The 12,601-nt window shown below is 64.6% G+C and carries 15 protein-coding genes; 8 read left to right on the forward strand and 7 right to left on the reverse strand.

From position 1 onward, the window contains the following. Positions 1–27 precede the first annotated feature (27 nt). The 8 genes from MIN45_RS08495 to MIN45_RS08530 all read left to right on the forward strand — a co-directional run bounded on the left by MIN45_RS08495 (position 28) and on the right by MIN45_RS08530 (position 6,436). Complete coding sequence (locus MIN45_RS08495; protein ID WP_286294151.1) at positions 28–1,062, forward strand: AAA family ATPase; 1,035 nt, start codon at positions 28–30, stop codon at positions 1,060–1,062. After that, the gene (locus tag MIN45_RS08500; RefSeq protein ID WP_286291547.1) at positions 1,059–1,916 is read left to right on the forward strand and encodes a DUF58 domain-containing protein; all 858 of its coding nucleotides are present in this window, start codon (positions 1,059–1,061) and stop codon (positions 1,914–1,916) included. The genes MIN45_RS08495 and MIN45_RS08500 overlap by 4 nt, the downstream gene beginning before the upstream one ends. Continuing rightward, on the forward strand, positions 1,913–2,758 hold the full coding sequence (locus MIN45_RS08505) for a hypothetical protein (protein ID WP_286291548.1): 846 nt from the start codon (positions 1,913–1,915) through the stop codon (positions 2,756–2,758). Before MIN45_RS08500 ends, MIN45_RS08505 begins: the two co-directional genes overlap by 4 nt. Further along, a complete protein-coding gene (locus MIN45_RS08510) occupies positions 2,739–3,722 on the forward strand; it encodes a vWA domain-containing protein (RefSeq protein ID WP_286291549.1) in 984 nt (327 codons plus the stop codon). The genes MIN45_RS08505 and MIN45_RS08510 overlap by 20 nt, the downstream gene beginning before the upstream one ends. Continuing rightward, positions 3,722–4,276 (forward strand): MxaK protein, encoded by a 555-nt coding sequence (locus MIN45_RS08515; protein WP_286291550.1) that lies wholly within the window; start codon positions 3,722–3,724, stop codon positions 4,274–4,276. The genes MIN45_RS08510 and MIN45_RS08515 overlap by 1 nt, the downstream gene beginning before the upstream one ends. Before the next feature lie 130 nt (positions 4,277–4,406). Continuing rightward, on the forward strand, positions 4,407–5,387 hold the full coding sequence (locus tag MIN45_RS08520) for a vWA domain-containing protein (protein ID WP_286291551.1): 981 nt from the start codon (positions 4,407–4,409) through the stop codon (positions 5,385–5,387). After that, the gene (locus MIN45_RS08525) at positions 5,384–5,917 is read left to right on the forward strand and encodes an SRPBCC family protein (protein ID WP_286291552.1); all 534 of its coding nucleotides are present in this window, start codon (positions 5,384–5,386) and stop codon (positions 5,915–5,917) included. The genes MIN45_RS08520 and MIN45_RS08525 overlap by 4 nt, the downstream gene beginning before the upstream one ends. 204 nt (positions 5,918–6,121) lie before the next feature. Next, on the forward strand, positions 6,122–6,436 hold the full coding sequence (locus MIN45_RS08530; protein ID WP_286291553.1) for a Spy/CpxP family protein refolding chaperone: 315 nt from the start codon (positions 6,122–6,124) through the stop codon (positions 6,434–6,436). 2 nt (positions 6,437–6,438) lie between these two features. Here MIN45_RS08530 and MIN45_RS08535 read toward each other — a convergent pair whose 3' ends face one another. The 7 genes from MIN45_RS08535 to MIN45_RS08565 form a co-directional block, all read right to left on the reverse strand. Next, complete coding sequence (locus tag MIN45_RS08535) at positions 6,439–7,398, reverse strand: DUF523 and DUF1722 domain-containing protein (protein ID WP_286291554.1); 960 nt, start codon at positions 7,396–7,398, stop codon at positions 6,439–6,441. Between the two features lie 7 nt (positions 7,399–7,405). Continuing rightward, a complete protein-coding gene (locus MIN45_RS08540) occupies positions 7,406–7,660 on the reverse strand; it encodes a hypothetical protein (RefSeq protein WP_286294180.1) in 255 nt (84 codons plus the stop codon). Positions 7,661–7,726: 66 nt separating this feature from the next. Beyond that, entirely contained in the window at positions 7,727–8,107 is a 381-nt protein-coding gene (locus MIN45_RS08545) for a DUF779 domain-containing protein (protein WP_286291555.1), read from the reverse strand. Between the two features lie 56 nt (positions 8,108–8,163). Then, positions 8,164–9,684, reverse strand: coding sequence for an aldehyde dehydrogenase (gene adh, locus MIN45_RS08550; RefSeq protein ID WP_337250343.1), 1,521 nt, complete (start codon positions 9,682–9,684; stop codon positions 8,164–8,166). A gap of 71 nt (positions 9,685–9,755) precedes the next feature. Further along, complete coding sequence (locus MIN45_RS08555; RefSeq protein WP_286291556.1) at positions 9,756–10,397, reverse strand: response regulator; 642 nt, start codon at positions 10,395–10,397, stop codon at positions 9,756–9,758. Further along, positions 10,369–11,721 carry an ATP-binding protein gene (locus tag MIN45_RS08560; protein ID WP_286291557.1) on the reverse strand — a complete coding sequence of 451 codons (1,353 nt, stop codon included), beginning with the start codon at positions 11,719–11,721 and terminating at the stop codon, positions 10,369–10,371. Before MIN45_RS08560 ends, MIN45_RS08555 begins: the two co-directional genes overlap by 29 nt. Before the next feature lie 80 nt (positions 11,722–11,801). Beyond that, positions 11,802–12,599, reverse strand: coding sequence for an ABC transporter substrate-binding protein (locus MIN45_RS08565; RefSeq protein WP_286291558.1), 798 nt, complete (start codon positions 12,597–12,599; stop codon positions 11,802–11,804). Between the last annotated feature and the right edge of the window lie 2 nt (positions 12,600–12,601).

A 12,601-nucleotide genomic window follows, 5' to 3' on the forward strand; every position in this document is an offset into this window, starting at 1 on the left:
GGACGTTCCTTTTTTCAGGCATCATCGATCGTGAATCAAACGCAACGAAATCTGGAAAACTGGCGCCAGCAGGCGTCAGCTTTGGAAAACGCCTTGGGTCAGGCCATTCTCGGCCAGGCGGCGGTGATCCATCAATTGACCGTCGCCGTCTTCGCCCGCGGTCACGTGCTGCTGGAAGGCAGCGTCGGCATCGGCAAGACCACCACGCTCCGCGCCTTGGCGCGTCTGTTGGGCGGGCCTTATCAGCGCATCGAAGGGACCGTAGACCTGCTGCCCGCCGATCTTGTCTACCACACGTATCTCGATTCATCGGGAACGCCCCGGGTCGAGCCCGGCCCGCTGCTGGAGCACGGCGAGGCCCTGTCGGTGTTCTTCTTCAACGAAATCAATCGCGCCCGGCCCCAGGTGCATGCCCTGCTGCTTCGGGTCATGGCCGAACGTCAGGTGCGGGCGTTCGAGCGGGAATACCGCTTTCCCCATCTGCTGGTGTTCGCTGACCGCAACCGGGTCGAACGGGAAGAAACCTTCGATCTGCCGGCAGCAGCGAGGGACCGCTTCTTCATGGAAATCAACATGAAAATGCCTGAAGACGAACAGAGCCGCGACAGGCTGGCTTTCGAGCCCCGCTTTTACGACCCCGATGGGCTGGTCGCGGCCTTGCCGGAAGGGGTGTTCGACTACCGCGAGCTTGGACGGGTGGCGGCATCCATCCAGGAGCAGGTGACAGTCACACCGGCGCTGCGCAAATATGTCCTCGATCTCTGGCGGGCCAGCGAAGATCCCGGCCGGTTCGGCATCACCCTGCCGGAAGTAGAGATGGAGAACTTGATCCTGGCCGGCGCCAGTCCCCGCGGTATCGCGTCGCTGGTCCGGGCGGCCCGGGTGCGCGCTTGGCTGGCGGGGCGCGGCGCGGTGTCGCCGGAAGACGTCCGGACCGTATTTCCCACGGTCATGGGACACAGAATTTTCCTGCAACCGGTTTATGAAGCCCAGCGGGACTGGTGGATCCCCCAGCTGCTGACGGCCATCCTGGACCAGGTAGTGACGCCCGATCTGCCATGACCCGGTTGCGCCCCCTGCGTGAAATTTTCTATCGAATCCCCGGCCGGGTCGAAGGACATCTTCCCGGCGCCCACCGGAGCCGGGAGGCCGGTCTCGGGACGTTGTTCTACGGCGTGACCGATTTTCTCCATCATCCTGATCTTCAGAGATTGGAACTGCGGCGCAGTTTCACCGATCCCTTCCGCCGGCTGCATGTGCGCATCTTTGAGCATCCCACTGTTGCCACCGTGGTGATCGCCGCCGATCTCAGCGCTTCCATGGCCGCGGCCGGATCCAAGCGGCTCCAGCTGGCGACCCTGACGGAAGGTCTGGCGATGGGGGCCCGCCGTTTGGGGGACTGTTTCGGGTTTGTCGGCTTCGACCGCCGGGTCCGGCGGGGTTGGGTCATGCCCCCGATGACTGCCACCGGCTGGGTGCGGAGCTGGTGCCAGCGCCTGAATGACCACCCCTGGCAAGGGGACGGCGCCCAGGGTGCTTTGCAACTGGCCCAGTGGCTGCCCACCAGACGCTGCCTGGTGGTTCTTGTCTCCGATTTTCACTGGCCTGACGGGCTGCTGCCGCAGGTTCTGGGCCGACTGGGGACGCATCTGGTGGTGCCGGTGGTGTTGTGGAGCCGCGCCGAGACGGAAGACTGGCCCCGCTGGGGCATCCGCCGGGTGGTGGACGCCGAGACCGGGCGCGAGATTCTGGCCTGGTTGCATCCGCGTTGGCGGCACCGGCTCCAGGAGCGCTATCGGCAACGGCGGCAGACCTTGCAACGCCTGTTCCGGACGTCGGGGTGCCAGCCGTTGTGGCTGGAAGACGCTATCGATCCAAGCAGGATCGAACGCCATTTTCATGCCCTAGCCGGATGATGCGTGGTTTGGGATTGGCGATGCTGCTGGCGGTTTCCACTTTGATGGCCGGGGAGTCCATGCAGCCGCTTCCATACCGTGATTACGGCTGGTTCATCGGTGATGTGCTGACGCGTTGCTGGAGGGTGGCGGAACCGGGGAAGGTCCTGCCGCCGGAGCTGCCGCATTCTTTGAACCGGTGGCTGACGGTGATCCGGGTTCACCGGCAGGGGAATCGGCTGTGCATCGACTACCAGGTGGACTATGCCCCGTTCACAACCGAAACCGTGACCATTCCGGCCTGGAACCTGACCCTGCGGCAGCATGACGGAGAGAAGCCCCTGACGCTGGCGTCCTGGCGTTTGACTCTGGCTCCCCTGCGGCCGATCCAGAGCCTCAAGGGAGAACTGTTCCTGCAACCGGAACGCCTGCCGCCGCCGGAGGCCGCGCCATTGCGGCAGCGGTTCTGGATCGCCCTGGGTCTGATCGGGCTGGGACTGGGCGGCTTGTCATGGTACTGGCTCTGGGGACGGCGTGAGGTGAACTGGCCGTTTTGCCGCGCCTGGATCCGGATGGCCGGTTTCGAAGACGACGAAGCCGGTCGATTGCAGGCCTATCTCTGCCTGCACCGGGCTTTGGACAGCTACCGGGGAGGAAGCTGGTGGGGGAGATTGGACGACATGCTGGCGCGCTATCCGGGCTGGGGGAGCTTGGCGGATGAATTGAAAGCCTTTGCCGCCAGTTCTGCCGGATTGTTTTTCGCCGCCGGGGCGGCGGAGGCACCGTGGCCGTTGGAACGCCTGCGCCGGCTGGCGCGGCGGTTGGCGCTGGAGGAGCTTCGCCGTGGCGGTCTGGTCCGTTGACCTGGGCAATCCCTTGGGGTTGCTGCTGTTGCCGGCGATCCTGATGCCCTGGCTGGCATCCCCGCTGCGGCCTCGGGCCTGCGTCTGGAATGCGCTGCTCCCGGGCGGTCGGGTTTCAAAATGGCTGACCCGGCTGGTGCCGCTGGCAGGAAGCCTGACGCTGGGCGCGCTGATACTGGCCCTGGCGGGTCCCGCACTCCCGGAACGGGCGGTGGAGCGCATTGGCCGGGGGGCCCATCTGGTGCTGTTGCTCGACCGTAGCAACAGTATGGACAATACCTTCGCTGGCCGTGCGCCCAGCGGTGAAGAGGAATCCAAAGGCCAAGCGGCGGCGCGGTTGTTGTCCCGTTTTCTGGCGCACCGGCCCCACGACTGGATCGGGGTGGTCGGGTTCAGCACCGGCGCTTTGTACCAATGCCCCCTGACCGGTCGCCGCGCCCCCAACCAGGCGGCGGTCGCCACCGTCGCCTTGCCGGGTCTGGCTTACACCAACGTGGCCAAAGGCTTGGCCCTGGCGTTGGATTTCTTCGCCGATCTGCCTTTGAGCGGTTCCCGCGCCGTGGTGCTGGTTTCCGACGGCGCCGCGGTGATCGAGCCCAGGATCCAGCACGAACTGCGCATTGCCTTCAAGCGTCACCAGGTACGGTTCTACTGGATCTTTCTCCGCGGCGCCGACAGTCCCGGCATCCGCGAGAAGCCCACCGACCCGGCCCAGGACAATCCTCACGCCCGCCCCGAATACTATCTGCATCAGTACTTTCAGACGCTGGGCGTGCCGTATCAGGCCTTCGAGGCAGACACCCCCAAGATGCTCGAACGGGCCATCGCCACCATCGATCGCCTGGAAAAGCGTCCCTTCCACTATGTGGAAATCCGACCCCGCCGGGAACTGGACGGAACGCTGTACTGGCTGGCGTTTCTGGGCGTTCTGGGATTGCTTGGCGTCAAGATGTTGGAGGTGTGATGGCGACCTGGTGTTACCGGATCAGCGTGTTTTTGTTTTTGGCGGGCATCGGTCTAGGCGCGGCGACCGGCTGGCAATGGCGCCAACAGACAACCGAGGCCGGTCGTATCCGGAAGCTGGCCGAAGGTCAGGGGCATCCCCCCGACGCCGACGCCTCTCCCCTGCTACGCCTGGCTTGGGCCAATCATCTGGTTCAGCGGAGGCGGTATGAGGAAGCATTGACGATCTACAGCGATCTGCTCGAATCCGCTCCGGCCGGTTTGATGCCCTGGATCCATTACAACCTGGGCAATCTGTATTTGCGTCGTGCCCGTGAACAGGTGGAAAAAACCGCCTTCGACGAGGCCATCCCGCTGGTGGCACTGGCCAGGGGGGCTTATCGGCGGGCGCTGCGCCGCAGACCGGATCTGTGGGCGGCGCGTTACAACCTGGAGGCGGCGATACGCCTGTTGCCGGAGATCGAACGCATTGAAGCGAAAACCAAGGAAGGTAAGGAACCTGCCGAGGAGGCATTGTGGACCCGGGTGCCGGGATTTCCAAGGGGATTGCCGTGAGCACTTTCGATTTCCACCGCCTGCACGCGGAGAACGCAGAGGAAAAAATTTTTTCTGAGCATTCCGTGTCTCTGTGGTGTGCTTTCAAGCCGTTGGGGTTCCGATGAGGCGGCGCTTGCAAGATTGGCGCATGTGGCTGCTTGTGGCGGTGGCCGGGGTGATGGTTGCGATTCTGATCCGTCCTCACGGCTGGCGGGAGCGGCCCGGTTATCCGTTGGTGGCGGTGCTGGACATCACCCGCAGCATGAATACCCGCGATGTGATATTAGGGGGGCGCAAGGTGGACCGGCTGCGCTTCGCCAAGGACCGGCTGCGCCGGTTGCTCCGGCAGTTGCCTTGCGGTTCGACGCTGGGGTTGGGATTGTTCACCGAGCGCCGCAGCACCTTGCTGATGCTGCCTGTGGAAGTCTGCCGTCACTATTACGAATTGAGCCGGGTTATCGGCCGCATCGATTGGCGCATGGCCTGGGCCGCCGACAGCCGGATCGCCAAAGGACTCCACGACGCCATGGGGTTGCTGCAGCGTCCCGAACTGAAGGGCGCAGGGCTGCTGTTCATCACCGACGGTCATGAGGCGCCGCCGGTCAATCCCCGCTATCGGACCCGGTTCGATGACGTGAAAGGTCAAGTCAAGGGGTTGTTGGTCGGGGTCGGCGGCGACACGCCAACGCCCATTCCCAAATATGACGAATCCGGCAAGCCCCAGGGGTTCTATCGTCCAGAGGACGTGCCTCACCGTTCCACCTTCGGGGAACCGCTCAAGGCGCCCACGGAGCGGCCGGGGTTTCATCCCCGCAATGCCCCTTTCGGCGGCGAGTGGGTGCTGGGGCAGGAGCATCTGTCGTTCCTGCACGCCGACTATTTGCGCCAACTGGGAGAAGAAGCCGGTCTGGGCTTTCACCGTCTGCGGACTGCGGCACAGTTGCTGGCAGTGATCGATCGGCTGGGGGTGCAGCGGCTGACTATCCAGCCGTGGGACTGGCGCCCCTGGCTTGCGGCGTTGGCGTTGCTGTTGCTGACCGGACTGTATGGCATGGTCCGTTGGCAGGAACGCAGGGCCCCACTGGCAAAACCAAGTTTTTATTCCACTGACAACAAGGAGACAGGATGATGAAACCGTCGATCAGGACTTTATTCTGGATTTTGGCGGGAATTTGCCTGCTGGCCGGACAGGCCCAGGCCCACGGTCCCACGCCGCAGAAATCCGATGCCGCCATCACCATGAAAGCGCCGCTGAAAAAGGTTTGGCAGGCGATCAAGGAACCCACGGCCATCTGCCGCTGGCATCCCTCGATCGATCGCTGCGACTACGATGCCGACAAACAGGAACGGGTGTTTTATTTGCAAAGCGGCGAGCGCTTCAGCGAAGCGATTCTGGAAGTAAACGAGGCCAACCACACCGTCTATCTGCGTCAGGGAGAAGCCAACGTCAAGGCCCTGCCGGTCAGCTCCTATTCCACCCGCATCCAGGTGGAGGACAACGGCGACGGCACGGTTACGGTACGCTGGCGGGGACGCTATTACCGCGGCGATACCGGAAATTTCCCGCCGCAACATCTCAATGACGAGGCAGCGGTGAAAGCGATGAATGCGTGGATAGAGAAGGGGCTGAAAGGCTTGAAAAACGCTGTTGAAAGCTAAATATCTGGTCGCTTTCCCCTGATCGAAGGGGGCGGAGTCCAGTTTTGAGCCTGAGAGCTCGACCTCTGTCTTGTCCGGTTGCTGATGCTGGAACCGGCCTTGTGGGGGGCAGTGATCTTCGCCGCAGGCATCTGGCGTTTCCGGCGTCAGTTTGGTTGAATGGAGGCGGCTGAATGCTGCGTTCTGTGACAAGGAGGAAACCCGATGAAGACCAAGATCCTGCTGACCATCTCGCTGCTGGCCTGCACCGCAGCCCTGGCCCGTCCTCCCGCCGGGCTGCCGCCGGTGGAGAAGCGCCTCGATCGTCTGGAGGAGCGCCTGCAGCTGACTCCGGAGCAGCGGCCCAAAGTGCGCGAGATCCTGCGGGAACAGCAGAAGAAGATCCGGGCCATCCACGAGGAAACCCGCCGCCGTCTCAAGGAAGTGCTGACGGCCGAGCAGTGGGAGAAATTGCAGGAGATGCGCCGCAAGCGCATGGCGCGCTGGCGCGAGCGCATGGAAAAGCCCCGGAAGGACTGATGCTAGATGGCGTTGCGCAGCTCCAGGGCGGCGGGGTAGGGCGCCAGGTAGTACTGGCGGGCCAGATAGGGATCCCGGATGCGCTGCTGGTGGTGACGCAGCAAGGTAAGCGGAACCTCCAGGGTGGCTTCGCCGCGGCGGTAACGCTCGATGGCCTCGGCCAATTCCCGGCGGTCGGCGGCGCTCAGGTGGCCGCTTAAGCAACCGGCCAGGCGCTGAAGGACGCCTGCGTGGTTGCCGCGCTGCGCCGGTTGCGCCAGGGCGCTCATCAGTTCGGTGAAATAGGCGGTGCCCAAGGCTTCCAGGGAAAGTCTGCAGACCTGGGCCAGGAGGCGGCCGAGACGGCGGTAGGCGGCCACGCTGTGGGCCATCACCAGGTACTTGTGGCGGGTGTGAAAGTCGATGAGCCTGGCGGGAGTGAGTCCTTCTGCGCGAAGCTGGCGCCAGCGCCGGTGAACGAAGACCCGCTGGAGGAAATTTTCCCACAGCGCCGGATCGCGCAGCCGGCCTTCCTCCTCCACTGGCAGGCAGGGAAGATGACAGCGCACCCTGTGGGTGAACAGGCCGCTGCCGTAGTGGCGGAAATTCCCCTGTGGGTCTTTCACCGGGATTCTCTCCATGCCGCAGCTGGGAGATTTGCTCTTGGCGATGAAGCCGTCGGCCCGGGCCAGGAGCGGAATGTGATCGTGGGCGAAGCGCTGGAGCGCTTCGGTGTGGTCGCGGTCCGGATCATGGCACTCGCGCAGGCGGATTTGTCCGTCCGCCTCGACCAGATGCATCGGCGGCCGCGGGGTGCCCAGGCCCGCGCCCGCTTCCGGGCAGATGCCGCGGATTTCCAGATGCTCCGCCAGGACGTCGAGATGGGGGGCGTGCTTGTGGCCGCCGTCGTAGCGCACCGCCTGCCCCAGCAGGCAGGCGCTGGCGACGACGACGGGGCGCCCATTTTCGCGCGTGTCGCTCAAAGCCTCGTCAGGGCTTTTCGGTGTTGCCCTGCCGAGGGTCTGGGTCTTTCTTTTCCGGTGGGGCGTCATAGGTCGATGCCGCCAGGAGCGCAGGCTGCCCCGCCTCCCCATAGATCAAGTCCACCAGGCGCTTGAACCAGCGGGGACGGAACAGCACCACGTAGAGCATGATCAGGGTGGTGCCGGGAACCGGCAGGAAGCTGAACGCCACCATGAACAGTAGGAAGAAAAGGGTCAGAAGGCGAACGGTTCCGGGACTCATCGGGTTTCCTCCTCTCGTTGGTTCCGCTGTCTCCGCCATTGGAAGACTGGAAGACGCAGATGTTCCCTAGGGCGGGGCGTCCACCGGAGGCAGGCGCTGCAGCTCCTCGTCGGTGAACAGGCGCGAGCGGGTATGGAAGCGGACCCCTTCCGGCCCCTCCAGGGAGAACATGCCGCCGCGGCCCGGCACCACGTCGATGATGAGCTGGGTGTGGCGCCAGTATTCGAACTGGGGCCGGCTGATATAGAAGGGACAGCCGCCGATCTCCCCCAGCCGCACGTCCTGCTCGCCGACCCTGAATTCGCCTTGGGGATAGCACATGGGCGAAGAGCCGTCGCAGCAGCCGCCGGACTGGTGGAACATCAGCGGGCCGTGTTTTCCCTTGAGTTTTTCGATCAGTTCCAGGGCCGCCTCGGTGGCGACCACGCGGGGAACGGTTTCGGTCATGTCGTCACCTCCTGAAAAGGAAAGACCCCGGTGGGGCCGGGGTCGGGATGGACACCTTAGAAGAATCCCAGCGGCTTGGTGTCGTAGCTCACCAGAAGGTTTTTCACCTGCTGGTAGTGATCCAACATCATCTTGTGGGTCTCGCGGCCGATGCCGGACTGCTTGTAGCCTCCGAAGGCAGCGTGGGCCGGATAGAGGTGGTAGCAGTTGGTCCACACCCGCCCGGCCTGGATGCCCCGGCCCATGCGGTAGGCACGGTTGGCGTTCAGGGTCCAGACCCCGGCGCCGAGACCGTAGAGGGTGTCGTTGGCGATCTTGAGAGCTTCATCTTCGTCCTGGAAGGTCGTCACCGCCAGCACCGGGCCGAAGATCTCCTCCTGGAAGATGCGCATCCTGTTGTGCCCCTTGAACACGGTCGGCTGGATGTAGTAGCCGCCGGCCAGGTCTCCGGGCATTTCCAGCGGGCCGCCGCCCACCAGGCATTCGGCCCCTTCCTGGCGGGCGATGTCCAGGTAGGAGAGGATCTTCTCCTTCTGCTCGCTGGAGGCCTGGGCCCCCATCATGGTGTCGGTATCGAGGGGATCGCCCACCTTGACGGCCTTGACCCGTTCGATGGCCCGGGGGATGAACTCGTCGTAGATGGAGGCCTGGATCAGGGCCCGTGACGGGCAGGTGCAGACCTCGCCCTGGTTGAGGGCGAACATCGTAAAGCCTTCCAGGGCTTTGTCGAGGTATTCCTCACCGCTCGTCATCACGTCCTCGAAGAAGATGTTGGGCGACTTGCCCCCCAGCTCCAGGGTGACGGGAATGATGTTCTCCGAGGCGTACTGCATGATCAGACGCCCGGTGGTGGTCTCGCCGGTGAAGGCGATCTTGGCGATTCTGGGGCTCTGGGCCAGGGGCTTGCCGGCCTCGACCCCGAAGCCCTGGACCACGTTAACCACCCCCGGCGGGATCAGATCCCCCACCAGGTCCAGCCAGACGCCGATGGAGGCCGGCGTCTGTTCGGCCGGTTTGAGGACCACGCAGTTGCCCGCCGCCAGCGCCGGGGCCAGCTTCCAGGCGGCCATCAGCAGGGGGAAGTTCCAGGGGATGATCTGGCCCACCACGCCCAAAGGCTCGTGGAAGTGGTAGGCGACGGTCTTGTCATCCAGTTCGCAGATCCCGCCTTCCTGGGTGCGGACGGCGGCGGCGAAGTAGCGGAAGTGGTCGATGGCCAGGGGAATGTCAGCGGCCAGGGTCTCGCGGATCGGCTTGCCGTTGTCCCAGGTTTCCGCCACCGCCAGGGCTTCCAGGTTTTCTTCCATGCGGTCGGCGATCTTGAGCAGGATATTGGCGCGCTCGGCCGGTGAGGTCTTGCCCCAGGCGTCCTTGGCGGCATGGGCGGCATCGAGGGCCTTTTCCACGTCTTCGGTCGTGGAACGGGCCACTTCGCAGAAGGGCTGGCCGGTGACCGGAGTGATGTCCTCGAAGTACTGGCCCTTGACCGGCGGGGTCCACTGACCGCCGATGTAATTGTCGTAGCGGGGGCGGAAACTGACCTTGGCGCCATCGGTGTTGGGTCGGGCATACAGCATTTTGGGCCTCCTCAATCTGAACTTGAAAATCGCGGATTATTGTCGCGCGTCGGTCGCCCAAGTGGAAGGGATCAATCGGTGGCGAGATTGTGCCGATAAGCCAGGCGCACCAGTTCCCCGAGGGTGCCGACCCCGAGCTTGCGTTTGATCTGGGTCATGTGGTTGGCAGCGGTCTTGTGGCTGATGTACAGCCGGGCGGCGATCTCCGGTACCGACAGCCCCTGGGCGGCGAGGCAGAAGATCTCGAATTCCCGCTGGGTGAGGCGGGCAAGCGGATTTTCGGGGTCTTCTTTGCCGGGATGCCGCTTCCCCAGCTGGCTGGCGATGGCTTCGAGCACGTAGGTCCGTCCTTCGGCGATGCGGCGGATCGCCGCCGGCAGGATGTCGGGGTCGGCGTTCTTGGTGATGTAGCCTCTGGCGCCGGCTTCCAGGGCCCGTTTGGCGTATAACGCCTCTTCGTGCATGGTGAACACCAGGATCTTGGCCTCGGGATCGCGGCTGCAGATACGGCGGATGACGGTCAGCCCGCCGGCGCCCGGCAGGGACAGGTCGAGCACCAGCACGTCGGGACGATGGGCGAAATAGCCTTGGTAGGCGCCGTCGCTGTCCTCGGCCTCGGCGATGATGCGGATGTCGCCGCTCTGATCCAGCAGAAACCGATGGCCGGCGCGGACAACGGCGTGGTCATCCGCCAGCATGACACGGATGGTCACGGGCTTCCTCCTCGAAAGGCAATAGAATCGTCAACGTAAATCCCGCTCCCGGTGCGGTGGTCACCTGAAGACGGCCCCCTAAGCTTTCCGCCCGTTCGCGCATGCCCCGAAGGCCATATCCCCGCTGCCGCAGGCGGGACGGTTCGGCGCCGGCGCCGTCGTCGCGGATTGCGATCCGCAGCCAGTTCTGGTGGGGTTCCAGGCGGATGGCGATTTTCCGGGGCTGGGCGTGCCTGAAGGCGTTGGTCAGGGCTTCCTGAACGATGCGGTAGACATGGATCTGGTGTTCCGCCGGCAGCCGTTCCACGAAGGGATCGCAGCGCAGGTCGATGGCGATGTCGGCGTGTTGTTGCCGCCAGCCGTCCGTCAGGGCGTCGAGGGCGGCGCACAGTCCCAGGTCGTCCAGCATCAGGGGACGCAGGCGGTGGATCATGGCGCGCAGGAGCGCGAACAGGTGATCGACCTGCGCGGCGATCAGCCCGGCGGCGCGCTCGGCCGCTTCGGTCTTAGGGTTGTTTCGGATCGACTGCGCCAGCATCTTGATGCCGCTGAGGGTTTGCCCCAGCTCGTCGTGCAGCTCCCGCGCCAGGGCCCGGCGTTCTTCCTCCTCCACCTTCAGCAGCTGCCGGGTCAGGCTGCGGTTGTCGCGGCGGGTCTGCTGAAGCACCTCGGCGCAGTGGTTGAAGGCCCGGGCGATGCGGTTCCACTCCGGCTCGGGGAAGTCCGGCAGACGATGGTCGTAGGCTTCCCGCTCCAGGGCCACCAGCCCGGTCAAGACCGTCTCCACCGGCTGGAAGGCGCGCCCCAGCACTTGGTACACCGCGAGGAAACAGCCGCCGGCCAAAAACAGGATCAGGCCGAGGAACAATTGGGTTTCCTCCCAGGCTTCGGCGATTTCGTCGGCCGGATCGGCCACCAGCCGCACCCGCAGCACCCGGCCCTGTCGGGTGGAGATGGCCTGTTCCAGGATGGCGGGCGGTGGCTGCACCAGGCGGGCGAACCAGGCCGGCACGTCAGAGGGGGGCCGGGAAAGGGGTGGGGGCAGGGGCGCCCCGTCCTGAAATATGAACAGGCGGACGTGACGCAACTGCCCCAGGCGTTCCAGCATCGCCCGCCAGGCGGCGGCCTGCTCGTCGGGCAGGGGCCCCTGCAGGTGGCTGGCTTCCACCATTTCCCAGGCCAGCTGCAGGGCAGAACGGGTTTCCTCGGCCACCGAATCGCGCACGTGACGGATGACCAGGGCGCTGCCGATGAAGGTGATGATCAGCAGGATGGCGGCGATGACGAGGTTGATCCGGGTTTTCAAATTCAGACGGGTAAACACAGGCCCCTTCTCGACGATATTCCCCGAGGGCGGTATAGGAATAGGAACGTTTCCTTGGGTGCGCCACTGTTTTTAGGAAATCAGGGCAGCACGTCGGGATGGAACAGTTGCCTGCCGCCGACCTTGAACTCGCCGATCAGCTTCTGCCCCACCGGCCCGGTGAGGAAGGCGGCGTAGCGCATGGCCGCATCGAAGTTGGCCTTGGGGCAGCGTTTCGGGTTGACGGCGATGATGTGGTAGGGGTTGTACAGGGCCGGGTCGCCTTCGAAGACGACGGTCAGATCCGGCAGCTTGTCCCGCATCGCCAGCCAGGTGCCGCGGTCGGTGAGCAGGTAAGCGAGCTTTTCGTGGGCGAATCCGAGCGCGGCTCCCATCCCCTGGCCGATTGAATAGTACCAGCCGCCTTGCGGTTCGATGCCGGCTTGCCGCCACAGCTGTTTTTCCTTCTTGTGGGTGCCCGAGTCGTCGCCGCGGGAGACGAAGGGCGCCTTCGCCAGGGCGATTCTGCCGAGGGTTTCGGCGGCCGTTTTGGCCTGGCGGATGCCGGCTGGATCGTCCCTGGGGCCGGCGATGACGAAGTCGTTGTGCATCACCGCCAGACGGTCGATGCCATAACCGGCCTCGACGAACGCCTTCTCGGCGGCGGGGGCGTGCACCAGCACCGCATCCACGTCGCAGTTCCGGCCCAGCTTCAGCGCTTTGCCGGTGCCGACGGCGATCACGTCCACGGCGATGCCGGTGCGCGCCGTGAAGACTGGATTGATGGCCGCCAGCAGCCCGGAATTGTCGGTGCTGGTGGTGGTAGCCAGGCGCAGGCGTTCTGTGGCGGGCAGCGCTGGCGCCAGCAACAGAAGCAGCAGCAGGAAATGCAGTTTCATTT

The organism is Methylomarinovum tepidoasis (assembly GCF_030294985.1).
Classification (GTDB): domain Bacteria; phylum Pseudomonadota; class Gammaproteobacteria; order Methylococcales; family Methylothermaceae; genus Methylohalobius; species Methylohalobius tepidoasis.

What these genes read in the sequence shown, in the direction of transcription:
- MIN45_RS08565 (WP_286291558.1), bottom strand. Translation starts at nt 12,599, where the DNA reads ATGAAACTGCATTTCCTGCTGCTGCTTCTGTTGCTGGCGCCAGCGCTG.
- MIN45_RS08545 (WP_286291555.1), bottom strand. Translation starts at nt 8,107, where the DNA reads ATGACCGAAACCGTTCCCCGCGTGGTCGCCACCGAGGCGGCCCTGGAA.
- MIN45_RS08540 (WP_286294180.1), bottom strand. Translation starts at nt 7,660, where the DNA reads ATGAGTCCCGGAACCGTTCGCCTTCTGACCCTTTTCTTCCTACTGTTC.
- MIN45_RS08530 (WP_286291553.1), top strand. Translation starts at nt 6,122, where the DNA reads ATGAAGACCAAGATCCTGCTGACCATCTCGCTGCTGGCCTGCACCGCA.
- adh (WP_337250343.1), bottom strand. Translation starts at nt 9,684, where the DNA reads ATGCTGTATGCCCGACCCAACACCGATGGCGCCAAGGTCAGTTTCCGC.
- MIN45_RS08505 (WP_286291548.1), top strand. Translation starts at nt 1,913, where the DNA reads ATGATGCGTGGTTTGGGATTGGCGATGCTGCTGGCGGTTTCCACTTTG.
- MIN45_RS08520 (WP_286291551.1), top strand. Translation starts at nt 4,407, where the DNA reads ATGTGGCTGCTTGTGGCGGTGGCCGGGGTGATGGTTGCGATTCTGATC.
- MIN45_RS08500 (WP_286291547.1), top strand. Translation starts at nt 1,059, where the DNA reads ATGACCCGGTTGCGCCCCCTGCGTGAAATTTTCTATCGAATCCCCGGC.
- MIN45_RS08515 (WP_286291550.1), top strand. Translation starts at nt 3,722, where the DNA reads ATGGCGACCTGGTGTTACCGGATCAGCGTGTTTTTGTTTTTGGCGGGC.
- MIN45_RS08525 (WP_286291552.1), top strand. Translation starts at nt 5,384, where the DNA reads ATGATGAAACCGTCGATCAGGACTTTATTCTGGATTTTGGCGGGAATT.